Origin of the sequence: Collinsella sp. AF37-9 (assembly GCF_003475115.1) — a bacterium.
GTDB lineage: Bacteria > Actinomycetota > Coriobacteriia > Coriobacteriales > Coriobacteriaceae > Collinsella.
Window position 1 is genome coordinate 113,413 of sequence record NZ_QROQ01000001.1, and the last position, 25,924, is coordinate 139,336.

23 protein-coding genes and 3 tRNA genes are annotated in these 25,924 nt (G+C 61.9%); 1 reads left to right on the forward strand and 25 read right to left on the reverse strand.

What is annotated here, in order from left to right; translation table 11 throughout:
* The 4 genes from DW024_RS00515 to thyA all read right to left on the reverse strand — a co-directional run.
* A partial coding sequence (locus DW024_RS00515) for an MATE family efflux transporter (protein WP_233541288.1) occupies positions 1–1,323 on the reverse strand: 1,323 nt, incomplete at its 3' end.
* 125 nt (positions 1,324–1,448) lie between these two features.
* Positions 1,449–2,363, reverse strand: coding sequence for an RNA methyltransferase (locus DW024_RS00520; RefSeq protein ID WP_117798127.1), 915 nt, complete (start codon positions 2,361–2,363; stop codon positions 1,449–1,451).
* 109 nt (positions 2,364–2,472) lie between these two features.
* Entirely contained in the window at positions 2,473–2,991 is a 519-nt protein-coding gene (locus DW024_RS00525; RefSeq protein WP_118376685.1) for a dihydrofolate reductase, read from the reverse strand.
* A 9-nt stretch (positions 2,992–3,000) separates the two neighbouring features.
* Positions 3,001–3,849, reverse strand: a complete 849-nt coding sequence (gene thyA / locus DW024_RS00530) for a thymidylate synthase (protein WP_117629294.1) — start codon at positions 3,847–3,849, stop codon at positions 3,001–3,003.
* 166 nt (positions 3,850–4,015) lie between these two features.
* Here thyA and DW024_RS00535 point away from each other — a divergent pair, with 166 nt between their 5' ends.
* Positions 4,016–4,780: a NifB/NifX family molybdenum-iron cluster-binding protein gene (locus DW024_RS00535; RefSeq protein ID WP_118376686.1), complete on the forward strand. Its 765-nt coding sequence runs from the start codon at positions 4,016–4,018 to the stop codon at positions 4,778–4,780.
* Between the two features lie 120 nt (positions 4,781–4,900).
* Here DW024_RS00535 and ffh read toward each other — a convergent pair whose 3' ends face one another.
* The 21 genes from ffh to truB form a co-directional block, all read right to left on the reverse strand.
* Entirely contained in the window at positions 4,901–6,376 is a 1,476-nt protein-coding gene (ffh, locus tag DW024_RS00540; RefSeq protein WP_117629292.1) for a signal recognition particle protein, read from the reverse strand.
* A gap of 10 nt (positions 6,377–6,386) precedes the next feature.
* Positions 6,387–7,304: a signal recognition particle-docking protein FtsY gene (ftsY, locus tag DW024_RS00545; protein ID WP_117629291.1), complete on the reverse strand. Its 918-nt coding sequence runs from the start codon at positions 7,302–7,304 to the stop codon at positions 6,387–6,389.
* A complete protein-coding gene (gene smc, locus DW024_RS00550; RefSeq protein WP_118376687.1) occupies positions 7,304–10,840 on the reverse strand; it encodes a chromosome segregation protein SMC in 3,537 nt (1,178 codons plus the stop codon). The genes ftsY and smc overlap by 1 nt, the downstream gene beginning before the upstream one ends.
* A 10-nt stretch (positions 10,841–10,850) precedes the next feature.
* Entirely contained in the window at positions 10,851–11,576 is a 726-nt protein-coding gene (gene rnc / locus DW024_RS00555; RefSeq protein WP_022094014.1) for a ribonuclease III, read from the reverse strand.
* 3 nt (positions 11,577–11,579) lie between these two features.
* Positions 11,580–11,822, reverse strand: coding sequence for an acyl carrier protein (locus DW024_RS00560; protein ID WP_022094015.1), 243 nt, complete (start codon positions 11,820–11,822; stop codon positions 11,580–11,582).
* Between the two features lie 114 nt (positions 11,823–11,936).
* A complete protein-coding gene (gene plsX, locus DW024_RS00565) occupies positions 11,937–12,956 on the reverse strand; it encodes a phosphate acyltransferase PlsX (protein ID WP_118376688.1) in 1,020 nt (339 codons plus the stop codon).
* Between the two features lie 88 nt (positions 12,957–13,044).
* Positions 13,045–13,224: a 50S ribosomal protein L32 gene (gene rpmF, locus DW024_RS00570; protein ID WP_022094017.1), complete on the reverse strand. Its 180-nt coding sequence runs from the start codon at positions 13,222–13,224 to the stop codon at positions 13,045–13,047.
* Positions 13,225–13,288: 64 nt separating this feature from the next.
* Positions 13,289–13,843: a DUF177 domain-containing protein gene (locus DW024_RS00575; RefSeq protein WP_118376689.1), complete on the reverse strand. Its 555-nt coding sequence runs from the start codon at positions 13,841–13,843 to the stop codon at positions 13,289–13,291.
* Positions 13,843–14,340, reverse strand: coding sequence for a hypothetical protein (locus DW024_RS00580; RefSeq protein WP_022094019.1), 498 nt, complete (start codon positions 14,338–14,340; stop codon positions 13,843–13,845). Before DW024_RS00580 ends, DW024_RS00575 begins: the two co-directional genes overlap by 1 nt.
* A 68-nt stretch (positions 14,341–14,408) precedes the next feature.
* Positions 14,409–14,906 (reverse strand): pantetheine-phosphate adenylyltransferase, encoded by a 498-nt coding sequence (coaD, locus tag DW024_RS00585; protein ID WP_118376690.1) that lies wholly within the window; start codon positions 14,904–14,906, stop codon positions 14,409–14,411.
* A complete protein-coding gene (gene rsmD, locus DW024_RS00590; protein ID WP_233541289.1) occupies positions 14,899–15,543 on the reverse strand; it encodes a 16S rRNA (guanine(966)-N(2))-methyltransferase RsmD in 645 nt (214 codons plus the stop codon). Before rsmD ends, coaD begins: the two co-directional genes overlap by 8 nt.
* Complete coding sequence (recG, locus tag DW024_RS00595) at positions 15,540–17,717, reverse strand: ATP-dependent DNA helicase RecG (RefSeq protein ID WP_118376691.1); 2,178 nt, start codon at positions 17,715–17,717, stop codon at positions 15,540–15,542. The genes rsmD and recG overlap by 4 nt, the downstream gene beginning before the upstream one ends.
* 10 nt (positions 17,718–17,727) lie before the next feature.
* Positions 17,728–19,389, reverse strand: a complete 1,662-nt coding sequence (locus DW024_RS00600; protein ID WP_006234030.1) for a DAK2 domain-containing protein — start codon at positions 19,387–19,389, stop codon at positions 17,728–17,730.
* A 27-nt stretch (positions 19,390–19,416) separates the two neighbouring features.
* Positions 19,417–19,773 (reverse strand): Asp23/Gls24 family envelope stress response protein, encoded by a 357-nt coding sequence (locus tag DW024_RS00605; RefSeq protein WP_022093773.1) that lies wholly within the window; start codon positions 19,771–19,773, stop codon positions 19,417–19,419.
* 194 nt (positions 19,774–19,967) lie between these two features.
* Positions 19,968–20,042 (reverse strand) — tRNA-Asn (locus DW024_RS00610).
* Between the two features lie 34 nt (positions 20,043–20,076).
* Positions 20,077–20,151: transfer RNA gene (locus DW024_RS00615), tRNA-Asn, on the reverse strand.
* 34 nt (positions 20,152–20,185) lie between these two features.
* Positions 20,186–20,260 (reverse strand) — tRNA-Asn (locus tag DW024_RS00620).
* A 160-nt stretch (positions 20,261–20,420) separates the two neighbouring features.
* A complete protein-coding gene (rpoD, locus tag DW024_RS00625; protein ID WP_118080532.1) occupies positions 20,421–21,767 on the reverse strand; it encodes an RNA polymerase sigma factor RpoD in 1,347 nt (448 codons plus the stop codon).
* A gap of 110 nt (positions 21,768–21,877) precedes the next feature.
* On the reverse strand, positions 21,878–23,992 hold the full coding sequence (dnaG, locus tag DW024_RS00630) for a DNA primase (protein ID WP_118376692.1): 2,115 nt from the start codon (positions 23,990–23,992) through the stop codon (positions 21,878–21,880).
* The gene (gene ribF, locus DW024_RS00635) at positions 23,985–24,992 is read right to left on the reverse strand and encodes a riboflavin biosynthesis protein RibF (RefSeq protein WP_233541290.1); all 1,008 of its coding nucleotides are present in this window, start codon (positions 24,990–24,992) and stop codon (positions 23,985–23,987) included. Before ribF ends, dnaG begins: the two co-directional genes overlap by 8 nt.
* Positions 24,989–25,921: a tRNA pseudouridine(55) synthase TruB gene (truB, locus tag DW024_RS00640; protein WP_118376693.1), complete on the reverse strand. Its 933-nt coding sequence runs from the start codon at positions 25,919–25,921 to the stop codon at positions 24,989–24,991. The genes ribF and truB overlap by 4 nt, the downstream gene beginning before the upstream one ends.
* Positions 25,922–25,924: the final 3 nt, after the last annotated feature.

Sequence of the window (25,924 nt, forward strand, 5' to 3'; positions counted from 1 at the left end):
GCCGCTGTGGTGGTAGATGGTGAACATCGTGGCGGTTATTACCCAGGTTACGGGGTAGACCAGCAGCAGATGCTCGAGCGAGGGGTCGAGCGGCATAATCGCGAACACCCACGCCACGCGGAGCACGACCGTGCCGAATATCGTGAGCATCATAGGCTGGAAGCTCACGCCAGCGCCGCGGATGGAGCCGGACGCGTTTTCGATAATCGAGAAGATCGCGTAGAACGGCGCGATGAAATGAAGAATCGTCGTGGTGTAGGCCGAAATTGCGGCATCGTCGATAAACAGACGCGAAAGCGGGCCCGAGAATACCAGCAGCACGGCAGACAGGCCACCGATAAGCACAAATGAAAGCACGAGCGACGTGTGGTATCCCTTTCGCATGCGATCGTAATTGCGCGCACCAAAGTTCTGCGCCGAGAACGTAGTAATCGACACACCAAGCGCCTCGGTCACCATCCAGATAATGCCGTCCAGGCGACCGGAAAGACCCCAAGCGGTCGTGACATCGGCTCCAAACGAGTTGACCGACACCTGAATCAAGACGTTGGAGATCGAATACGCCGCCGATTGAAAACCAAGCGGCAAACCGCACGAAAGCATGCTCTTGCAAATGCCGCGATCGATGCCGAGCTTAGAGAGCGACAGGCGCCACGCGCCCGGAGCGCGCATCATGCGAATCACAATCATCGTGGCATTGGAGCAAATGGTCAGCGCCACAGCGATACCGCAGCCCAGGGCCTCCATATGCAGCACGGCGACAAAAATGATATCCAGTACCACGTTCACGAGGCAGCCGGAGGCAATGATCACGGCAGGGCCACGCGTATCACCCACGGCGCGCAGCAGCGCGGTGCCCATATTGAGCAGCAGCGCCGCAAACATGGCGGCAAAGTAGCAACGGGCATACGCCACACCCTCGGCCAGCAGCTCATGCGGTGTATTCATCAGCACAAGCATCGGCTCGACAAACACCATGCCCAGAATGGAAATGACAATGCCGCCCACCAGCGCGAGCGTCATGGCCGTATGGACCGATCGGCTCAAGCGCTCGTCATCGTGCTGACCAAAAAACTGGCCGGTAATAACGGCACATCCAGCACCAACACCGACGCAAAAACCAATGCAGAGCTCCGTAAGCACCATCGTGGCCTGAATGCCACCCAGCGCGAGCTTGCCGCCAAACTGACCGACGATATAGGTACCGATAAGCGTGTATGCCTGCTGAAAGAACGAACTAAAGAAGATGGGGACGCACAGCGACAGCAGCTGCTGCCAAATAACGCCCTGCGTTACATCGATAGCCGTAGATTTCTTAGCCACACGCCCTCCCCACCAGCGTACGTCAAACAACAAAACGGCACTTTAAAACGAAAGCCAAAACCAGCTTAGCACCGACCGACGTCGGCCGAAACGTCCCGAACCAGAGCCCGGTGCGAAATATCTGCCTAGTGATACAGCCCCGGCTGGTAGTGGTACTCGTTGCTCACATGCGGGCACAGTTGCCAAAAGGCGACGGCACTCGCAGCGGCAACGTTGAGTGAATCGACCCCGTGCGCCATCGGAATGCGCGCGGCTCGGTCGCAGCCGGCAATGGTCTTGGTGCCCAAGCCGGCACCCTCGGTACCCATAAAGATCGCTAGGCGGTCAATCTCCTGCAGCACGGGATCGTCCAGCGACACCGAATCATCCGTCAACGCCATGGCGGCACACGAAAAGCCGGCATCGTGCAGCGCCGCCAGCCCATCATGCGGCCATACGCGCGCCTCGCTGCCAATGCGCGTCCAGGGCACCTGGAACACCGTGCCCATGCTCACGCGGGCCGAGCGACGGTACAGCGGGTCACAGCAAGTGGGGCTCACCAAAATGCCATCGACGTTCAGCGCAGCCGCCGAGCGGAAAATCGCGCCGACATTGGTGTGGTCGACAATGCCCTCGAGCACGCACACGCGCACCGGGCGCTCACCCGCCGCCTCGACGACGCCACTCAAGAACTCGGCTACCGGAATCTGGCGTGGACGACGGAATGCCGCGAGCGCACCGCGCGTCACGTTAAAACCCGTCAGCTGCTCCATGAGCTCCATGGAGGCAACGAACACAGGAACCGGACCCGCGCCCTCGCGCACAACCAGGCGCTCAAACAGCGGCATCATCTGATCGAGCCAGCGTTCGCCCAAAAGAAAGCTCACCGGCTCGTATCCGGCGCGAACCGCACGCTCGATGACCTTGGCGCTCTCGGCGATAAAAATGCCCTTCTGCGGCTCCAGCACGCAGCGAAGCTCACGCTCGGTCAGTCGCACGTAGGCATCGAGCCGCTCGTCCTCGAGCGAATCGATTCGCAGCACCTCAACGGCATCAGTCATAGCAGCCAGCCCGCACCCTTCTTTACAGCACATCTATACCAAACGAGGCGACGCTAAGCGCCGCCCCATGCACTCAATCAACCCGATGATACCGTTCACGCCAGGCGATTTATGCCTCAACGCGACGATACGTCACGAACTCATAATCGACACCCTCGTCACCCTCGCCCGAGGCAATCGTGGCAACCCCGCCACGCCGCGCAATCTCCCACGCGGGATCGGCGTCCAAGTCGGGAAAGTACGTGTCCACGGGATGGACGCAGTGGTTATGCGTGACCTCGGCCTCCACGCAGTACGGCAAAAACTGACGATACACCTCGCCACCGCCGATCACCCACGCAACGGGCTCATCGGCAACCACGGCGAGCGCTTCGTCGACGCTATGCACCACGTCGACGCCCTCGGCAGCAAAGCTCTCGTCACGCGTGAGCACGATATTGCGGCGGTTCTTGAGCGGACGCCCACCGGGAAAACTCAGCAGGGTCTTGCGTCCCATAATAACCGGGCACCCTTTGGTGCACGCCACAAAATGGCGCATGTCGGCGCGATTGGACACCACCATGTCGCCCTCGCACCCAATGCCCCAGTCATCGCACACGGCGACAATGGCAGAAAGCTTACACGTCATGCGCGTCACCTACACCGCAATGGGGATGTTCTTGACCTGCGGGCCGTGCTCATAACCCTCGACGATCAGGTCGTCGGTCGTAAACGCATAGAAGTCATGCACATCGGGGTTAAGCGTTACCTTGGGCGCGGCAAACTGCGGACGCTCGATAAGCTCGCGGACGATATCGACATGACGGTCGTAAATGTGGGCATCGGCAATCACATGTAGCAGCTCGCCGGGAATCATATCGACCGATTGCGCGACCATCATCAGCAAGATGGCGTACTGGCACACATTCCAGTTGTTCGCGGCCAAAATGTCCTGGCTGCGCTGGTTGAGAATCATGTTGAGCGTCGGTTTGTCATCCTGCGGGCGCTGCGTCACGTTATACGTCACGCTGTAGGCGCACGGATACAGGTGCATCTCGGACAAATCGCTAAACACATAGGTATTCGTCATAATGCGGCGGCTGTACGGCGTGTTCTTAAGGTCGTACAGAACGCGGTCCATCTGGTCGAAATCGCCCTCGGCATAATGGCTCTTCTGCCCAATCTGATACCCGTAGGCCTTACCGATGGAGCCGGTCTCGTCAGCCCACTCATCCCAAATATGGCTGTTGAGGTCATGCACGTTATTGGACTTCTTTTGATAGATCCATAGGATCTCATCCATGGCAGATTTGAGGGCCGTACGACGCAGGGTAAGCGCCGGAAACTCCTCACGCAGGTCATAGCGTGCCGTAACGCCAAAGTTTTTAATGGTATAGGCAGGGGTGCCGTCCTCCCACACCGGACGGACCTTTTGGCCCTCGGTGGTGGTGCCATGGTCCAGAATATCGCGGCACATGGTTACAAACTGTTGATCAGCCTTGCTCATTGACCCTCCTGTCAGTCGCCTACAAGCGAGATTCATTGTAGCCCAGGCGCACGCGGCCCCACAGCCCAAACATAAGCCCTTGTTTTCTGACATATGCCAGAAATCTCTTGCGTAAATCTGCACGTTCGTTATTCTATTGTTGACATATGTCAGATAAGGAGCACGTATGGCAGGAAGACGCGAGAAATTGCGCCGTGTTGGGATCATCCCCGAATATCGCGGCTTTACCCCCGACGGCCTTGCCAGTGGAGACGCCATCGACATGACGGTCGACGAACTCGAGGTGCTGCGCCTGTGCGACCTGGAAGGCCTCAATCAGGAGGCCGTCGCAAAGCACATGGGCATCGCGCGCGCCACGGTGGCGGCTATTTGCAGCCGAGCGCATCGCAAGGTGGCAAACGCGTTGGTCAATGGTCGGGCGCTCATCATCGAAGGCGGCAATATCGCGTACTCCCCCATCACCACGACAACGGCCGCATGGCCAGCAAAGGGGGTCGGCACCATGAGGGTGGCAACCACGTACGACAATGGCAACATCTTTATGCACTTTGGCCGCAGTGAGCAGTTCAAGATCTACGACATTCAGGATGGCAAGGTACTCAACGAGCAGGTCGTGGACACCGGCGGCACCGGCCACGGTGCCCTTGCGGGCCTGCTCGCCAACGGCGGCGTGGACACGCTCATCTGCGGCGGCATCGGCGGTGGCGCTATCAACGCGCTTGCCCAAGCCGGCATCACAGTATACGCAGGTGCCCAGGGCAGCTGCGACGCTTGCGTCGAGGCCCTCATTGCCGGCACGCTCGCGCAGACCGGCGAGGCCACCTGCGACTGCCATGGCCACGGCCACGACCACACTCACGAGCATGGCGATTCCTGCAGCTGCCACGGCCATCACGAGCACGAGGGCCACGAGGGCTGCGGCTGCCACTAACGGCACGGCACCGCGAGCTCGGGGCGCGATACTGAACGCAGCCCAACTATCAAAGCCAACAACAAAGGCCACCCGGTAGCTTCCGAGTGGCCTTTGCCATATCAAGCTGGAATTACAGCTCTATTTCTTATTACGCATCTGCGCTTCCATCTGGCGCAGCAGCTCCATATCGGACTTGGGACCGCCCGTACCCAGGCCGCCCATGCTGCCCAGACCCATAGCGTCCAGGCCAGGGATATTGGGCATGCGCATCTTCTTGCCCTTCTTGCCCTTTTTGCCCTTCTTGCCGCCGGCCTGCGCCTGATTGGCCATCGTGCGCATGCGTCCCATCATCTTGTTCATCTCGCCCCACTGCTTCATAAGGCTGTTGACCTCGGTGGGGGTCACGCCGGCGCCCTTGGCAATGCGGGCGCGACGCTGGCCGTTGATGATGGAGGGGCGCAGGCGTTCCTCCTTGGTCATCGACATAATGATGGCCTCGTTCTTGTCGAAGATGCCCTCGTCCAAGTTGCCGCCCATCTGGTTGAGCGCGCGCTGGCCACCGGGGAGCATGCCGAGAATGCCCTTCATGCCGCCCATCTTCTTAACGGCTTTCATCTGGTCGAGCATGTCGTTCATGGTAAAGCCCTCGCGCAGCATGCGCTCGGCGGCCTCGAGCTGCTCGGCATCGGCGGCCTCCTGGGCCTTCTCGATGATGCCGACGACGTCGCCCATGCCCAAGATTCGCTTGGCCATACGGTCGGGGTAGAACGGCTCCAGCGAATCGGGCTTCTCGCCCATGCTCACGAACTTGATGGGCTTGCCGGTCACCTGGCGCACGGAAAGCGCGCCGCCACCACGGGCATCGCCGTCGAGCTTGGAGATGATCACGCCGTCAAAGTCGGTGCGCTCGGCGAAGGTCGAGACGACGTTGACGATATCCTGGCCGGTCATGGCATCGACGACCATCAGCACCTGATCGGGCTTGACGGCCTTCTTGATGTCCACGGCTTCCTGCATCATCTGCTCGTCGATCTGCAAACGACCGGCGGTATCGACGATGACCACGTCACGCAGGTGGTCGACGGCCTCCTGAATAGCGCCCTTGGCGATGTCGACCGGGTGTGCACCGTCGCCGCGGAAGACCGGCACGCCGATCTCTCCGCCAAGCGTGGCTAGCTGGTCGGCTGCGGCGGGACGGTAGACGTCGCACGCGGCGAGCAGCGGCGAGCGGCCCTGCTTCTTGAGCAGGTAGGCCAGCTTTACGGCCGCCGTGGTCTTACCGGAGCCCTGCAGGCCCACGAGCATGATGACATTAGGAATGCGGTTACTAAAAACGAGCTTACTCTCGGTGGAGCCGAGCATCTCGGTAAGCTCGTCGAGCACGATCTTGACGACGTTTTGCGCCGGCGACAGCGACTCCATGACCTCGGCGGTCATGCAGCGCTCCTTGGTCTTGGCGACGAACTCCTTGACAACCTTAAAGTTGACGTCGGCCTCGAGCAACGCCATGCGAATGTCGCGCATGGCCGAGGTGATGTCGGCCTCGGTCAGCTTACCCTTGCCACGCAGGCGGTCAAATGTGTCATTGAGGCGATCGCTCAGAGAATCAAACACTAGTCACTCCTTAGTTGGACTCGCCCACCAGGGCGCGGCAGAAATCTTTGGCGTTAAACTCCTGCAGGTCATCGACCTGCTCGCCCACGCCGATGCGCAGGATCGGGAGCTTGAGCTTCTCGGCCACGGCCATGGCGATACCGCCCTTAGCCGTGCCGTCCAGCTTAGTCATGATAATACCGTCCAGGCCCAGCGCCTCGTTAAACTCGAGCGCCTGGTTCAGACCGTTCTGGCCGGTGGCGGCATCGATCACAAGCACGACCGAGACCGGCATGGGACCGGCGGCCATATTGGCGGCGCGCTTACGCGTCACGTTGACCACCTTGGCGAGCTCGCGCATGAGCTCGGGGCTCGTATGCAGACGACCGGCGGTGTCGATAAGCACCAGGTCGCTGCCGCGCCTGTCGGCCTCGTCGAGCACGTCGTAACAAACGCTCGCCGGGTCAGAGCCGCGGTCGCGCTTGATGACGGGAACACCGGCGCGCTGGCCCCACACATCGAGCTGCTCGATGGCGGCGGCGCGGAAGGTATCGGCCGAACCGATCACGACATTCTTGCCGCGGGAAGCCATGGCGCTCGCAATCTTGCCGACCGTCGTGGTCTTGCCGGCACCGTTGATGCCCACAAACAGCACGCAGCTCGGCGTATCGGAGAACGGATCGCGCTCGATGGGCACAAAGTGCTGCTCAAGCTGCTCGGCCAGAGCGCGGCGAAGCTGCGGAGCGGTCTTGAGGTTCTTCTTGGCTGCGGCATCGCGCAGGTCATCGGAGACCTGAATGGCGACCTCGGCACCCATGTCACCCATAACGAGGGTGTCCTCAAGGTCCTCCCAAAAGTCCTCGTCGACCTCGCCGCCAAAGTAGAAGACCTCGTTGAGGGCCTCGCGGCTGCGCTCAAGTCCGCGCGAGAGAGCGTCAAAGAATCCCATTATGCATTCACGACCTTTCCGGTTTCGCGATCGAGTTTTTGCGAGACGACGCGACTGACGCCGTCGGCTTGCATCGAGACACCGTAGAGAACGTCAGCATCCTCCATAGTACGGCGCTGATGCGAGATTACCAAGAGCTGCGTATCGGAACGCAGCACATCGAGGGCGCCGATGAGCTTGGACAGGTTGGCGTCGTCGAGCGCGGCCTCGACCTCGTCCAGCACATAGAACGGCACCGTGCGCGTGCGATACACGGCAAAGAGCAGGGCGAGCGCCGTCAGGCTCTTCTCGCCACCCGACATGAGCATCATCTTGGTGATGCGCTTGCCGCGCGGCTGCGCCACGACCTCGATACCCGTCTCGGCCGGATGCTCGGGATCGGTCATCTCCAGATGAGCCTGGCCACCCGGGAACAGCATAGCGAAGATCTCGCGGAAGTTCGCGTCGACCTTCTCAAACGTCACCAGAAACGCCTTGCGCATCTTGCGATCAATGGCCACCGTGATCTTGGTGAGCGCCTTACGCGCGCTCTCCAGATCGGCCAGCTGCTCCTCGATGTAGTCAGCGCGGCGCTTGAGCTGCTCGTACTCCTCCATGGCAACTTGGTTCACGGGACCAAGGTTGTTGATCTGGCGCACAAGCTGGTTGAGCTCGCGCTCGGCGGCGTCGCGGTCCGTGGGCGCAGGAAGCATAAGCGCTTCCTCGAGTACCGTGTTGCCATCGGCGGTAATGGCCTTAATGGCGGCCTCTACCTGCACCTCGAGCTTGCCACGCGCGACCTTAAATTCGTTTTGCGTGGCGGTGGCGGTATCGACCTTCTCCTTAGCGCGGGCAACCTCTGCCTTGGCATCCTCGATGGTCTTCTTGAGCGAAGCGGAGTCCGCCTCCTCCAGAGAGGCCTGGTCACGCAGACGCGCTGCCCAATCCGACGCGCGCTCCAGCAGGGCCGAATAGCGCTCGTGCATGGGATCGACGCGCAGGCGCAGCAGCTCGAGTGAGCGCGAGGCCTGGCGTGTTCCGCGGATACGGCGGTCGATGCCCTCCAGGCGATGCTCCAGATCGGGTGCTCGGCCCTTCAGAGAACGAAGGCGCTCGCTCGTCTGGGCCAGGCGGACCTTGGCATCGGCGAGCTTGCCGGCGGCCTCGGAATCGTCACGGCGAACGCGGTCGAGTTCGTCGTTGGCTTCGGCAATCTGAAGGCCAAGATCGCTTGCCTGCGCTCGGGCCTCGTCACGCGAGCGGGTGAGCTCGTCCACGCGCGGACGCGCAGCGCGAACGGCCTCGGCGGCCTGCTCGCGGCGCTTGGAGATGCGCACGCGCTCGACCTCGGCGTTGTTGGCGCTTTGCTCCAGACGGCCAATCTCGGAGAGCAGCGAGCGGCGCTCGCCCTCAAGACGGGCGATCTCGCCGGCGGCATCGCCCTCAGCGGCACGCGCCTCTTCGACGGCCGCATTGGCCTCGACGACCTGATCCGACACATGATCAAACACAGCAGCCAGATCGGGTTCCAGGCCCTCCAGCTCGCGAATGCGACGCTTGCGCTCCAAAGCACCCGAAGCCTCGCCGGCGTCGAGCCCCACACGCACCAGGCCGCCGCAGGCGACGCGGGCGCCATCGGGGGTCACGTAAGTCACGCCGTCAACGACCGGCGCCGACAGCGCAGCCGCCAAGTCGTCGACAACGTAATAGCCGCCGAGCAGCGCCTCGACAACCGGGCCATAGCCGGCGCGTACGGACAGGCGATCGACCAGGCGGGAACCGGCAGCGCCCTTAGCGGCAGCAGAGGCGCTCGCACCGCGCGCCACCAGCAGCGCCTCGCCCGAGGCCTTCTTCTGGTCCAGAGCGGCACGACCGGCACGCTCAAGCGCGGACGTATCGTCGAACAGCAGCGCATCGATATCGCCGGCAAGCAGCTGCTCCACCAGGCCCTCGAGCTCACGAGGGGCCTCGAGCACGTCGCCCAGACGACCCGAGACATCGTCGCCCAGTACACCCACCAGACAGCTCACGAGCGGCGAGCTGTCGGCCATGCGGGCATCGAGTTTCTTTTGGCTAGCAAGCTCCGAGCGCACCTCGGACAGTTTGTTGCGCGCCTCGCTCTCGCGGGCACGCAAGTCCTTAAGGGCTGCACGGGCGACCTCGGTAGCCTCGCGCGCATCAATCTGGGCTTGACGGGCCTGATCGAGTGCACCCTCAAGCTCCTCGGCGCGGTCGCGACGGCTCTCGAGTGAGGCCGTGACTTCCTCGAGCTGGTCATCGATCTGCTCCAGGCGCGAGGCATACATGTTGTCCTCGACCTCGGCGTTGCTCAGCGAGTCCTTCACCTTGGCGAGTTCGAGCGCCGCGTTATCGGCCACACGCTGCACATCGCGTTGCTCACGCGTAAGCTGCGAAATCTGATTGTCGAGCGTCACGCGCCGCTCGTGGAGCTCGGCGGCGGCAGGTCCGGCGGCGTCAACGTCCTCCTGGGCCTGCATGTGCGCGCCGGTCACTTCCTCAAGCTGCGCACGCGCGTCCTCGAGCTCCTCTACCACGCGACGACGCAGATGCTCGGAGCTCGAGATCTGGCCGCGCATGTCGGACAGGCGCGACACCATGTTGTGGCCCTTTTCCTCGAGCAGGCGCATATCGGAGTTAATGCGGCCGACCACGTCTTGCATATGGCGGCGCTGCTCGCCCAGATCGCCCACAAACAGGCCCTTTTCCTCGAGCATGACCTGGAGCTTCTCGAGCTCGCGTTCCTTTTCGCCCAAGCGGTACTGCGCAAGCTCCAGCTCGGCGGCACCTTCCTTGGAGCGGCTCTCCAAGTCGTTCCACTGCGACTGCAGCGAACGCAGCTCGTCGACGGCCAGCATCTGCGTAAGCTCGTTCGCGCGCGAGGACAGCTCTTTATACTTGCGCGCGCGATCGACCTGACGCTCCAGCGGTCGCAGCTGACGGGCAATTTCCTTATTGATGTCGCGGGCACGCGTCAGGTGCTCGTCCATCGATTTAATCTTTTTGAGTGCACGCTCCTTGCGGCGCTTGTGCTTGGAGATGCCGGCAGCCTCCTCGATCAGGGCGCGGCGCTCCTCGGGGCGGCTCTGCAAAATGGCATCGAGCTTGCCTTGGCTGATGATGGAATGCGTATCCTTGCCCAGGCCCGAATCGTGCAGGATGTCCTGAATGTCCATCAGGCGGCACGGGCTCGAGTTGATGAGGTACTCGCTTTCGCCCGAGCGGTACATGCGACGGGTGATGGCGACCTCGTCAAAGTCGACGGGCAGCATATGGTCCGAGTTATCGAGCACCAGCGTGACCTCGGCGACACCCACCGGCTTGCGCGCGGACGAGCCCGAGAAGATGACGTCCTCCATGGCCTGACCGCGCAGCTGCTTGGCGCTCTGCTCGCCCAGGACCCACAGAATCGAGTCGGAGATGTTCGATTTTCCCGAGCCGTTGGGACCGACGATGACGGTCAGGCCCGGCTCAAATGACATATGGGCGCGGTCGGCAAACGACTTGAACCCTTTGAGCGTGAGGGACTTGAGATACACGGTTCCTCGCTTAAACAGGCTTCTTGTTGAGAATCACGCCGTTGGTGGTGTAGCCCATGCGGTCGAGCGCCTCGAGAGCAGCGGCCCCCTCGGCCTCCTTCTTGGAGGAACCGGTGCCGCGGCCCTGGCGAATACCGTCGATGAGCACCACAGCGGTAAAGGTGGGCGCATGTGCGGGGCCCTCGGAGCCGACCAGCTTATACGCGGGAGGCTCGTGGCCGTCTGCCTGCACGCACTCCTGCAAGAACGACTTGGGGTTCGCGGGGTGCTCGGCACGCTCGGTGGCCAGGTGCGGCTTAAGCGTACGGTGGATGAACTCCGCCGCCGCATCCCAACCGGCATCCAGATACAACGCGCCCACGAGCGACTCGTAAACGTTCTCAAGCGCCGAGTGCAGGCCGCGCGCGCCGGTACCGGTCTCGGAGGCGCCAAAGATGATGATGTCGTCGATACCCAGCTCGTGCGACACCTCGGACAGCGTGGCGCCCGAGACAAGGGACACCTTCAGGCGCGTGAGCTTGCCCTCGTCAAACTCGGGATAGGACTCAAAGAGCGAACGGGCCACCACGGCGCCCAAAATGGAATCGCCCAAAAATTCAAGGCGCTCATAGCTGGCAGAGACCGGCAGGCCCTCGACGGCCGAGGGATGTGTGAGCGCCGCGCGCAGCAGCACCTTGTTATTGAACTCATGGCCCAGAATCTCCTGGGCGCGCGTGAGTCGTTCAGACAAAGCCAAGACTTAGGCCTCCTTGGCGTTTTCGATCGCGTCGACGGCGTCGGCGACAGAGTTGAGCGACAGCAGGGTCTCGTCATCGATTTCGAGGTCGAACTCGTCCTCGATGGCCGTCACCAGCTGCAGACGCTCGAGCGAATCGGCATCGAGATCGTCAAAAGTGGTCTCGTCGCTAATGTCGGCGACATCGACGCCCAGCACGTCAGCGGCAATTTCGGCGATCTTATCGAAGATTTCGGAGCGGTCCATAGCGCTTCCTCTCGTATGTCATGGAACACAACACAACACGGCAATCGAAGCCGCGTTGCAATACGGCTCCGATTCTACCCCACACGGTACAGGTTGAGCCACGTAACGGGGCTCTTACAAAACGATACCGTCCATGGAATTGGCAACGTCCTGGACAAGCCCGGCGCGCACGGCCTGAGCCGCGGCAAGCGTACCGTTCTTGACGGCCTCGACTGACGTAGCACCGTGGCCGATCAACACGACGCCGCGCAGGCCCAGCAGGATCGCACCGCCCTTGGCATCGCCCGAAAGCTTAGCCTTAATCTGGCGCATTTGCTTTTTGATGAGCAGCGCGGCGATCTTGGTGCCGAGCGAGGACATAAAGGCACCCTTGAGCTCCTGAAGCAAAAACTTGGCAGCGCCCTCGGTGGCCTTGAGCGCGATGTTGCCCGACATGCCGTCGGCGACCACGACGTCAAAATTACCCGACGTAAGATCGGTGCCCTCGCAGTTGCCCACAAAGCCGGGAACAGCGGCCTTCATGGCCGGGAAGCACGACTTGGTGAAGTTGGAGCCCTTCTCGTCCTCGGTGCCGTTGGCAAGCAGGCCCACGCGAGGATGCTCGATACCCAAAACCACGCGGGCATAGGCAGCACCCATCTGGGCGAAGCGCACCATATCGTCCACCGTGACATCGGGATTGGCGCCCATATCGCACAGCACCGTCAGGCCACCGGCACGATTGGGCAGTGCGTTGGTCAAGCACGGACGGACCGGCTGCTTCTTGCCCTCTGCCAAATACCTAAACGGCGTGACGTAGGCCGTGGCGGCAGCGGTCATAGCACCGGTCGAGCCGGCCGAGAAAAACGCGTCCGCATTGCCCTTCTTAATGGCACGGCATGCAAGCACGATCGAGGACTTGCGCTTAGTCATCACGGCGCGGATGGGATCGTCCTCCATGCTGATGACATCGGGGGCCTCCAGAGCCTCCACGCGGGCATGCGCTGCGGCAAAGGGATTGACGATTTCGGCGGGACCGACGGCCAGGACCTCGATCTCGGGATCTGCCGCAAGCGCAGCCTCGATACCATCGAGAACGACCTGGGGCTTCTCGTCTCCGCCCACAACGTCTACACAAACGCGAACGTTACTCATTTCATATGCTCCTTATACAAAAATGGCCGACTCATTGAGCCGGCCATTGTGGTTCCAGTTGGAACGGCATCGCATCCAGAGTATACAGTTACTCGGTAACGATAACCTCGCGGTCCTTGTAGAAACCGCAGCTGGGGCACACGTGGTGCGGGAGCTTAACAGCGCCGCAACGGGGGCACGTGGACTGAGCCGCAGCCGAGATCTTCATGTTGGCGGAACGACGGGTATGGGTGCGGATACGACCCTGCTTTTGTTTAGGTACGGGCATAGTGACCTTCCTTATGAACTATCCAGTGTGGCGATTACGCGCAAGTAGCGATACTACCACAGTTTTACTCGTCAAGCTTGAGATTCTTCAATGCTGCAAATGGATTTTCCGTGGCAGCGGCCCATTCGGCCTCTGCCTGGGCGGCGCAATCGCATTGCTCGACGTTGAGATTGATGCCGCAGGTGGGGCAAAGGCCGCGGCAATCGGGCTTGCACAGGACAACGAACGGCGTGTCCATGACGACCGCGTCGTTGATGGGCTCGCCCAGATCGACAATGCGATCCTCGCCCAGCAACTCGTAGCCGTCTTCGTAGGCCTCGGGGTCCTCGGGCTCGTTAAAGAGGTAGAACTCCTCGATCTCGCCTGCAATATCAAACGATGCGGGCTCCAGGCAGCGATCGCACTCGCCGGTGGCGTGAGCGCGGACCATGCCCGAAAGCAGAACACCGGTACCGGCGTTGGTAAAGACCACGTCGTAGGAAATGCCGTCCTGCAGCTGGTACTCCTTTTCGCCCACCGTGTAGGCGGCGACATCGACCTTGCCGGTCAGCGGATATGAGTCTCCAGGAAACTCGAGCTGCTCGGAAAGATCGACGGTAACGCTCGGGAACTCAGCCATTACCACTGACCGTTCTGCTGGGCGGCACCCTCATTGAGCTGCTGACGGCAACGGGTGACGGTGCCGGTCAGGCTCTTAAGGTTCTCCTCGAGGTGCGTAAAGACCTGCTCGGCGTAATCCTCGGCGGCATAGCGCGTCTCGCGCTCGTACTGCTGGGCACGGTCGCGGATGTCGTCGGCCTGCTGCTGGGCTAGGCGAACGATCTCCTGCTCACCGGCAATGGTGAGCGCCTGCTGCTGAGCATCGGCAATGATGGAATCGGCCTGAGCGGCGGCAGAAGCCATAAGCTCCTCGCGCTCTTTGAGGATACGGCGGGACTTCTGCCACTCCTCGGGATAGCTCATGCGGATCTCATCGAGGATGTTAAAGAAGACGTCGGCGTCGATAACCTTCATCTGGGCGTTCTTGCCGAACGGCGTCTTAGCCTCTTCGATGAGCCCCTCGAGCTCGTCGACAAGACTCACAATCCTGTCGCCAGGAAAATTCTCGCCCGGCATCCGGTCTCCTTTCATAGGTAACATATCATCGTGTTAGTTTACCACATGCCACCAGGCAATAAAAAACGTCACGAAAAGCGATGTTTGAGCGCTTCGACCACGTTGGGCGGCACAAACGTCGACACGTCGCTGCCAAGCGACGCGATCTGGCGCACCACCGAACTCGAGATGTAGCCGTACTGCGGAGCACTCATGACAAAGATAGACTCCAGCTCGTTATCCAGGCGGTAGTTAAGGTCGGCCTGCTGCAGTTCGTACTCAAAGTCGGTCATGGCGCGCAGACCCTTAACGACGGCACCCGCCCCCTGCTCACGTGCAAAGTCGACCAGCAGGCCGGTGAAAGGCAGTACCTCGATGCCGTCCAAATCGCCGAGGGCCTCGCGGGCCAGCGCCACGCGCTCGTCGAGCATAAAGGTGGTGCCCACGCCGTTTTTACCCTGTGATTCGGCCACGGCGACAATCACGCTGGGAAAGATGCGGCGGGCTCGGCGAATCACGTCAATGTGGCCAAAAGTGATGGGATCGAAGGTGCCCGGGACGATTACGCGGTTGATGGTGTCATTCATGGGTGTCCTCCGAAGGCACATCCTCGTCATTTTCGTTCTCGTCAGCATGGTCGTTCTCGTCCTCGACCACCCAGTGCAGCAAGTCAACCGAGGTAATGCCGTAGCGCTTCTCTCGCACGGTCTTAAAACAAGCCGGATGAGCACCTGCATCGGCTGCGGCATGCTCAAAAAGGGCAAAGGCCCCGGGCGCCAGCAGTCCCTGCTGGGAAAGATTTTGCAGCAGCTCCTCGACCGGCTCGGCGCCAAAGGCATAGGGCGGGTCGAGCAAGATCAGGTCAAAGGGACCACCCGGCACACGGCCGCGCGAGGCGCTCGCCAGCACATCGCCGGTAACGACACGCCAACGCGAGCGGTCGCGGCACAGCGACTCGATATTCTTGGTGATCAGACGGGCGGCATTGCGATCGATCTCGAACGTGGTGAGCGAGCGGGCGCCACGCGAGAGCATCTCGATTCCCAGGGCGCCGGAGCCGCCAAAGGCGTCCAGCACGCGGACCTCGTCCAGATCGAAGTCGAACGCCGACATGACCATGGACGCGCATGCCTCGCGCACGCGATCGGTCGTGGGACGGGTGACATCGCGCCCACGCGGCTCTTCGATCTTGCGGCCGCGCCATTCACCGCCGATGATTCTCATCCTCCGCTGACCTCCTTAAAGATATGTCGATAACGCATGGCGACCGCGTCGCGCAAGGGGCGCGTCGCCACGGAGTCAAGGTTGCAAGCATACCGCAAGAGCTCGACCGCGTCCAAATGGGCCCATTCGATAAGATCCTCGTCGGCGTCCAGGTCCACAAAGCGCAGGGTCACGCCGCCGTGCTGGCGATAGCCCAGGATCTCGCCCTCGTGGCGCAGGCGCAGGTCCATCTGGGCGAGCGCAAAGCCGTCAGAGGTCTTTTCGAGCGACTGGAGACGGTCTTGTGCCGCCGACGCGCCACCGTTGCCCTTGGAGTGCGTCATGACCAGGCAAGTGCCCGACACGCTGCCGCGGCCCACGCGACCGCGCAGTTGGTGCAGGGCCGCCAAGCCAAAGCGCTCACCGTTCTCGATGACCATGACGGTGGCGTTGGGCACGTCGACGCCTACCTCGACCACCGTGGTCGAGACGAGCACATCGATCTCGCCGTGCTTGAAGGCATCGATCACGCGGTCCTTCTCCCCCGCCGGCATGCGGCCGTGAAGGCGCTCAATGGTAAGTCCCGGCAGGGCCAGACGCAGTCGTTCGAGCTCGGTTGCCGTATCGTGCAGCGGTACAGGCACGGTCACGCGGCCCTCGTCGTCGCGGGCGATACCGGGTACGTCTTCCAGCTCATCGGTCGAGTCACTCGGCTCCACAAGCGGGCAGATCACGTAAGCCTGCTGGCCCTTTTCGTGAGCCTCGCGAATTGCGCCGTAGGCAAGGTCGCGGCTCGACTCGGTAAGCACGCGCGTCGTAACGCCCGCCCCCGGAACAGGCCGATGGCGGATGATGCTCGTGTCCAGGTCGCCGTAGACCGAGAGCGCCAACGTGCGTGGGATCGGCGTGGCCGTCATAACGAGCAGGTCGGCACCCGGCCCCTTGGCACGCAGGGCATTGCGCTGGCCCACACCGAAGCGGTGCTGCTCGTCGATGACGACAAGCGACAGGTGCTTAAACGCCACGTCATCCGAAAGGACTGCGTGGGTTCCAAAGAGCACGTCGAGCTCGCCCGATTCCAACTGCGCATGGATCCGCTCGCGCTCGGCCGCCGGCGTGGCACCCGTCAGGAGCGCCCAGGACATACCAGCCTGCGAGAGCAAGGGGCCGGTCTTATCGGCATATTGGCGCGCCAGCACGCCCGTTGGCGCCATAACGCAGGACTGGGTGGCCGAATCGGCCGCGACAGCCAGCGCGCAGGCGGCGACGGCCGTCTTGCCGGTACCGACGTCGCCCAGAAGCAGGCGGTTCATCACGCGCCCGCCATCACACATATCGTGCAGGATGTCTTGGAACGCGCCCTCCTGCTCGTCGCTCAGCGAAAACGGCAGGGCTTCCCTGAGCGCCGCCAGGTGCTCGCCCGCGGTATGGGCGTAGGGAGCGACTTCGACCAAGCCGCCGTCGTTGCGCAGGCGCAGCGCCAGCTGCAGGTAGAGGCACTCCTCATAGGCAAGCCGTTCACGCGCGATATCGCGCTCGGCCATGCTCGAGGGAAAGTGAATTGAGCGCAGCGCGCGGGCATTGCTCATCAGGCGGCGCTTGGCGCGTAAGCGGGCGGGAATCGGGTCGAAGGGATTGCCGACAACCTCGAGCGCGCCGCTTACGATGCGGCGCATCCATGCCTGGCTCACGCCATCGCTCACGTAATGGACCGGCAGGATAGTACCCGCGGCACGTCCTTCCTCGAGCTTTTCGAAATGCGGAGAGGCCATCTGCTTAAAGCCGTAGGCAAACTCGACCTTACCCATCACGGCCAGGCGGTCGCCCTGCTTAAATTGCTGGGCAATCCAGGGCTGACGGAAAAAGGCGACTTGCAGCACGCCCGTCTCGTCCACCAGCGAGACCTCGGTCACCTGCATACGCGGGCGAGGCTGCTTTTGAACGATACGATCGACCGTGGCGACAATCGTGCAAACGGTACCGATGGGCGCCATCTCGATGGACCAGGAGCGCGTAAAGTCGAGATATCGATGAGGGATATGGAGAAGGAGGTCCCCCACCGTCCGAATTCCCAGACGGCGAAGGGCCTCCTCACGTTTACCCGAAACATATTTGAGTCGCGCGATATCCTCGTCGAGCGCATTGCTCTGGGCAAAGCGCTCCGAGACGCGCGGCACGGAGCACAGCTCGGACATGGGCAGATGCCTACTCGATCGAGAAGATCACGGGATAGAGCGGCTGCTCGCCACGATGGGCGTCGATCTCCAGGTCGGGCTGAGCCTCCTCGATGGCGTCGACGATCTCCTGGAAGGCCTCATCGGACAGCTCCTCGCCGGCCAGAATCGTCAGCGCGTCGCCCTCCTCTTCCTCCTGCATGCGGTTGATGCAGTCGAGCGTGACCTGCTTCACATCGGAGCCGACCACGTCGATGGAGCCGGCAATGATACCCATGACGTCACCGGAGTGAATCGGAGAGCCGTCAGAGGCGCTGGAATCGCGCACGGCACGGGTGACTTCGCCATCGCGAACCTCGCTGATGGCGTCGACCATGGCGGCAACGGCGTCCTCGAGCTCGGAATCGGGCAGGACTGCGAACAGCGCGGAGAACGCCTGCGGGACGGTCTTGGTGGGAACGACGGCGACCTTCTTGTCGGTGCAGGCAGAAGCGGCAGCCTCGGCAGCCATACGGATGTTGCCGTTATTGGGCAGGATGATGACCGAGGTCGCGTTGACCTGGTCCACCGCGCCCAGCAGGTCGGCGGTCGAGGGGTTCATGGTCTGGCCACCCGAAACGATCACGTCAACGCCAAGAGACTTGAGGATGTCGGCCTCGCCCGAACCGGCGGCAACGGCGACAAAACCCAACGCCTTGGCGGGCTCGGCGGCCTTTTCCTGGTCCTCGTGAATCTTAGCGGTACGGTCGTGGGCCTCCATCTCCATGTTATGGATAAAGACCTCGTAGATCTGACCGAGCTGCAGCATGTGCTCGAGCACCAGGTTGGGGGTGTTGGAGTGCACGTGAATCTTGTAGTCGGGGTAGGCACCCACGAGCAGCTCGCAGTCGCCCATGGAGCCCAGGAACTTAAGGCACTCGTCCTCGTCAAACGGGGCGTCGGCCTTAAAGAGGAACTCGTTGCAGTAGCGGAACTCCGAGCCCTCCCAGTCGTCGTTGGCCTCGATCTCAACGCGACCGAGGGCCGCGTCGCGGGCAGAGCCAGCGGAATCAAACGTGGCGGAGAAATCCTCGACAACGGTGCTGCGGCCAAGCGCGGCGGCAACAAAGTTCTCCAGGAAGATGGCAAAGCCAAAGGCGCCGGAGTCGACCACACCGTTCTCCTTCAGAACGGGCAGCAGGTCGGGCGTGCGGGCGACGGACTGGTAGGCCTCGACGACGATGGCATCGAGCGCGTCCTCGGCCGAGAACTTCTTCTTTTCGCACTCGTCGGCCTTAGTCGAGACATCGCGAAGCACCGTGAGGATTGTGCCCTCGATGGGCTTGCGGACGGCCTGGAAGGCGACCTTGACGGCGCGACGGAAGGCGAAGGCGATGTTGGCGGACGTAATGGGCTCATCGGCGGAGACGAGACCCTCGGCCACGCCGCGCAGAATCTGCGAGGTGATGACGCCGGAGTTGCCGCGGGCGCCCATCAGGGAGCCGTGGGTGATGGCGCCGGCGATGGCCTCCATATCGGCATCGGCGGGAAGGGCGGAAAGCTCCTTGGTCACCGAGGCGAGCGTGAGCGACATGTTGGTGCCGGTGTCGCCGTCGGGTACGGGGAAGACGTTGAGCTTGTTGATCTCCTCGGCCTTGTCGGAAACGGCAGCCGCAGCGATCGGAAAACAGGTGCGAATGGTCTTTGCAATCATGGGTATTTGAATCTCCGTTTTCGGATGCTAGTTCAGACGGCTCTTGAGCGCGTCGATGTGAATGCCGATCTTAAGGCTGGCGGGATCGATCTGGGCGATCTCCTGCAGGGTAAAGGCAACGGAGCTCGAAAGATTGTGGCAGACGGACTTCATGTTGACGCCATTCTCGAGCACGACGTGAAGATCGACCGTAAGGCCGTTCTCGTCGGCGGAGACAAGCACGCCCTTGCGGAGGCGCTGACCGGCAAGCAGGCGCACGCTCTCGGCGCCCTGGAGCTGTTCGGCCATACCGACGACGCCATAGCACGTCATCGCGGCATAACCGGCAATATCGGCAATAACGTCGTTCGAGACGCTCAGGCTGCCGTTAATGGTCTCAGACACAAGAATCTCCTTATCTGGTGCTCACGGCACCATCTCGTGGGAGCAATCATTGCATTATTCTACAACGAGCGCGCCATGTTGAGGTGGTGGGTCGCGGGAATACATCCTCGACACGAAATGTTGATACGGTAACGTTCGCGCCAGGCGATCGCGGCATGAAAAAACCCGCCGCATAAGCGACGGGTTTTACAACCTGGCTCCCCGGGTAGGACTCGAACCTACAACAGCGCGGTTAACAGCCGCGTGCTCTACCATTGAGCTACCGAGGAATTTAAAAGCCCAGCAGAATGGGCTGAGAAATTCTGGCTCCCCGGGTAGGACTCGAACCTACAACAGCGCGGTTAACAGCCGCGTGCTCTACCATTGAGCTACCGAGGAATTTAAAAGCCCAGCAGAATGGGCTGAGAAATTCTGGCTCCCCGGGTAGGACTCGAACCTACAACAGCGCGGTTAACAGCCGCGTGCTCTACCATTGAGCTACCGAGGAATAGGTACGTGCTCTCAAGCAACGAAGTTAATTATACGGACGAATCAGCTCAGGGCAAGAACTTTTTTGAGAATTTTTCCGACCTAGTCATTGGAGACGTCCCCGATGACTACATGAAAGCGCCCTCAAGCGGATGTGCTTGAAGGCGCTTCTTGCTTGACTAGCTTTCGATATAGTCTTTAAGCTTGCTGGAGCGGCTGGGGTGGCGGAGCTTGGCCAGGGTCTTGGACTCGATCTGGCGGATGCGCTCGCGCGTGACGCCAAACTCACGGCCGACTTCCTCGAGCGTACGGGGATGTCCGTCGACAAGGCCAAAGCGCAGCTCGATAACCTTGCGCTCACGATCGGCAAGCGAGTCGAGCACCTGGGTGAGCTGCTCCTGCAGCATGGAGAAGCTGGCGGCATCGGGCGGGACGATAGCCTGGGAGTCCTCGATGAAGTCGCCCAGCTGGGAATCCTCTTCCTCGCCGATAGGGGTCTCGAGCGACACGGGCTCCTGCGAAATCTTCTGGATCTCGCGGACGCGGTCGGCACTCATGTCCATCTCGGCACCGATCTCCTCGGGGGTCGGGTCGCGACCCAGGTCCTGGAGAAGCTGGCGCTGCACGCGGACGAGCTTGTTGATGGTCTCGACCATGTGCACGGGAATACGGATGGTACGGGCCTGGTCGGCAATCGCACGCGTGATGGCCTGACGGATCCACCACGTGGCGTACGTGGAGAACTTAAAGCCCTTCTGGTAGTCGAACTTCTCGACGGCGCGGATCAGACCGAGGTTGCCCTCCTGGATCAGGTCCAGGAACAGCATGCCGCGACCGACATAGCGCTTGGCGATGGAGACGACCAGGCGCAGGTTGGCGCTGATGAGCGCCTGCTTGGCCTCGAGACCCACGTTCTCAATACGGGTCAGGCGACGCATCTCGGCGCGGGTGAGCTCGATCTCGCCCGCCTCGGCAGCCTCGAGCTTCTCGGTGGCATCGAGACCGGCCTCGATCTTCATGGCCAGATCGACCTCTTCGGAAGCGGTCAGCAGGTCGACCTTACCGATCTCCTTAAGGTACATACGAACCGGGTCGCCGGTCAGCATCACCGTGGAGGCATCGATGCCACGCACGCGCGAACGCGAACGGGACGTTCGCACGGTGCGCTTCTTCTTGCTCTTGGAAGAACCCATCTCGGCGTCGGCCTGACGGGCCATCTTAAGCTCGTGATCGTCGAGCGAGCCGGAATCGTGCTCGTCGTCATCGAAATCGTCGGTATCGCTATCGTTATCGTCATCGTCGACGTCCATGGGGGCGTCGTCGTTTCCGCTCGCGGAGATAATCTGGATGCCGCTGTTGCGCAGCGCGGAATACACCGCGTTGAGCTGCTCGTCAGACACATCGATATCCTTCAGGGCGACCTGAATCTCGTCCTCGGTTACCGAAGTCCTGTTTGAGCCGTTGCCCATGAGCTTTGCAACGTAGGATTCCAGCCCAGTACCCGTGCTCTCACTCTTTTTTGGCACAGATTCTCCCTTCATAGTCCACAGGACTCATTACTTTAGCACACACATTGACGTCTATACCCAAAATTCAGACTGGATATAGGCGCAAATACGCTGGTTGACCACAACATCTAGGCCTGATCGGCGCCCGCTGTCTCCAAACCGATCAAACGGAACGGATCCGCCACGCCGCCGATCGACTTTTGGAGCTCGCGCTGGCGCTGAGAATCTTGCATCGCCTGCATCGTCAGCACACGGCGCGCCTCATCGTCGAGCGACCGGTCCTGACGAAGCTTGGCCTGTGCGGCGCGCATGCGGCGCTTGATGGTGTAGAGCTCAAGGGTATCAAGCATAAACACGATGTTCGTCTCGGTGGGATGCTTACTCGTCGACGAAATGCGTCCGGCGCTGACAAGCGACGCTGCCTCGGGACACACCGCGCGCGCCGCATCCATGCACGCCGTGGGGTCGGTGCCCGGCGGCGTCGCGAGCACGGCCCACGCGATGGACTCGTGGCGCGGATCCACCCACTCGATCGAGCAGATGCGGTCGGCATACGTGCGGAACAGGTCGGGGTAGCTCGTGAGCATCGTCAGCAGCTCGCGCTCCCCCGCCAAAGACTTTCGTTCCAGGTCGGTCAGCACGATCGGCATCGTCGGTGCCGCAGACGCGCCCGCTGTGCCGGCAACCGGCGCCGCGCCATCCATGCCAACCGGCACATCGATCGGCGGCATATCGTCGACAACCTCGACCGGCGCGGCCCCGTAGGCCTCGAGCGGCACATAGTCGTACGGCTCTTCCTCGACCGGTGTGGACACCGACGGCGTCGCACCCGACGCCCAGGCACCGCGAGACGCCCCCTGCGAACCAGACGTCCGACCTCCCGCGCTGCCCGCACGCTCGGCCTGCGCCCGCTGGCGCTCGTAGTTCTGCTCGCGACGACGCTCGGCGTCCTCGCGCTTGGCAACATCGCGAAACACGCGTCCCGAGCTTGAGCGCACCGTCTCCAGATCCAACCCCAGCAGGTCGGCAATCTGGATAAAGTACGTATCGATCATGTAGCTATCGCGCAGCGGATAGATGAGCGTCAGCGTATCCTCGAGCGCCTTGGCACGACCGCCCGGCGTGGTGATGTCGCTCGACTCCTGCAGTGAGCGGTACACAAAGTCCATGAGGGGCTCGGCGGCGTCGATGCGTGCCTGCAGTGCCTCGCCCCCATGCGCGGTGATGAACTCCATGGGGTCGTTGCCGTCGGGAAGCACTACGCAGCGCAGGTCCATCGAATCCTGCTCGATAAACTGAATCGCGCGGCTAGCGGCCTTTTGACCGGCGGCGTCGCCGTCGAACATATACACGATGCGCTTGGCAAAACGGGTGAGTGTCTTTACATGATGTTCCGTCAGCGCCGTACCCAGCGTGGCGACGACGTTTTTAATCCCCGCCTCCCAGCAGGCGATGCAGTCGGTATATCCCTCCACCACGATGGCGGTGTCCTGCGCGACGATAAACTCCTTGGCCCAGTTAAAGCCGTAGAGGTTTCGCTTTTTATGGAACACGCTCGTCTCGGCGGTGTTGAGGTACTTAGGCTGGCCGTCGCCCATAATGCGCCCGCCAAAGGCGATGTTATGACCCTGCTCGTCAAAGATGGGAAACATCACACGGTCGTAAAAACGATCGGCGAGCTGCCCGCGCCCACGGCTCACGGCCACGTTGGCGTCGATCATCTCCTGCGGGGTAAATCCCGCCTGCGACAGATGCGACACAAGCGCGTTGCGACCCGGCGCAAAGCCCAGGCAGTAGCGGCGGCAGACGTCGCCGCCCATACCGCGGCTGGCGAAATACTCGCGCGGACGGCTGTCCTTACCGCGCATGAGCATGGTGTGGTAGAACTGGGCGGTCTCGGCGCACAGGTCATAGATGCGGGCGCGCTTGGTGCCGCGCTCGCGATGGGAGCCGGTATCGTGCAGCTCAATGCCGGCACGATCGGCCAGGTAGCGAATCGACTCGGGGAAGCTCAGGTTCTCGCGCTTCATGATATAGGTGAAGACGTCGCCGCCTTCGCCACAGCCAAAGCAGTGCCACACCTGTGTGGCGGGGATAATGTGGAACGACGGGGTCTTTTCGCCATGGAAAGGGCAGCAACCCCAAAACTCATGGCCGCGGGGCTTGAGCTCAACCGTTTCCTGCACGATGGCAACCAAATCGGACGCAGCGCGTACCTGGTCTTTTTCCTCATCGCTAATCACGGATGCTCACCCCCTGCTCACCCAAGTTGTGGCGAATATCGTCAATATTACCCTCGACGGTCGCGATAAGCTCGTCCAACGAATCGAACACGCGCGACGGGCGCAGCCAGCGCGTAAACGCCAGCGACACCGAGGCGCCGTACAGGTCGCCCGCATACCCGATCAAGTTGGCCTCGAGATGCGCCGAGGCGGCATCGTCGGCATACGTCGGCGGCAGGCCCACGTTGACGGCGGCAGGCCACACGGTATCGTCGACCAGCACCAGGCCCTCGTAGACGCCATCGGCAGGAACCTGGATGTCCTCGGGCACCAGGATATTTGCCGTGGGAAAACCCATGTCGGAGCCCTGGTGGCGACCGCCGGCAACAACACCTCGCAGCATGTACGGGCGGCCGAGCAGCTCGGCGGCAAGCTCAACATGACCCTGGCGGAGCTCCTGGCGAATGCGGGTGGCGCAGACCGTCTGCCCATCGACGCACAACAGCTCGTGACCAAAGACGTCTACACCGCGCTCGGCACCCCATGCCTGCATCTCGGCAACGCCCGAGGCGCCGCCGCGACCCAACCTAAAGTCGCTACCCACGCGAATTGAGCGGATATCGACGACGCGCGACAGCAGCTTAAGAAAGCCCACATGGTCGAATGCCGCCACCGCAGGCGTAAAGGGAACGGCCACGACCGCATCGACCCCGGTAAGAGCCAGAGCATGCAGACGGTCAGCCGTCGTCATCAGTTTTTGAGCGGGCGAGGGGCTCACCACCACGTCCGGGTCGGGATCGAAAGTGACAACAACCGCCTTGCAGCCGTGGTTATGCGCATCGCGAACGACCGCGTCGATCAGTTCGCGATGCCCCCGATGCACGCCATCGAACACGCCGATGGCGATCGACGCGGCGCCCAGGCAAGCGCAATCATCAAATGCATCGGCGGCGACGATGCGGGCCTCTTCCGACTCGCCCGCGAAAAAGATACGCGCGAGCTCGTGGGAGGCCAGCATCATCGAACACCGCCGATCGCCTGCGGAAAGACATGCTCCATAACAAAGCGACCGCCCTCGACACGGGCAAGCGCCTTGAGCCCGCCATCGAGCACCAGCGCAAACGGCGCCTTCGACGCATCGAAGCCCGCAAGCGCGCGCTCAATAGGAATACGACGTCCGCACAGTAGATCGTCGGCAAGATCACCCGGTAAGTCGACGCGCGTGGCGCCAAGCGCCGCAATGGGGTCCAGGGCAAAACCGGTAGCGGACTCGGCAGAAAGCTCCTCGACCGCATGGCAGGCACCGATGGAAACAACACCGGAAGCCGTACGGCGCAGCGCGGAAATATGTGCCGCGTTATCGCAGGCACGGCCCAGATCGCGGGCGAGCGCACGGATATAGGTGCCCTTGCTCACCGAAAACGCCACGGTCCATACGCACGCATCGCCCTCGCCACTCACGGCAATCAGATCGGCGGAATACACCTCGACCGGACGCGGGGGCAACTCAACGGCATTGCCTTCGCGTGCAGCCTTATAGGCGCGCACGCCGTTGACCGAAATGGCCGAAAACGCCGGCGGAACCTGCATCTGCGGGCCCAGCATGGAGGACAGGCATTCGCGGGCATAGGCCGGATCGCGCAAGTCGGCGGCAACAGGCACTGTGCGGACGGCCTCGCCTTCCGCATCATCGGTATTGGTCTCGACGCCAAACGAAATGTCGGCGACGTAGCTTTTGGTATCGAGCGTGAGCATGCCCAGCAGACGCGTTGCCTGGCCCACGCCCACCACCATGACACCCGATGCCATGGGGTCGAGCGTTCCGGCATGACCGACGCGCCGCTCATGGAGGGCGCGTCGGCATTGCGAAACCACGTCGTGGGACGTGCAGCCCACCGGCTTATCGACGGCGAGCAGCAGATTAAGTTGAGAAGGTGTACGACGAGCCATGTA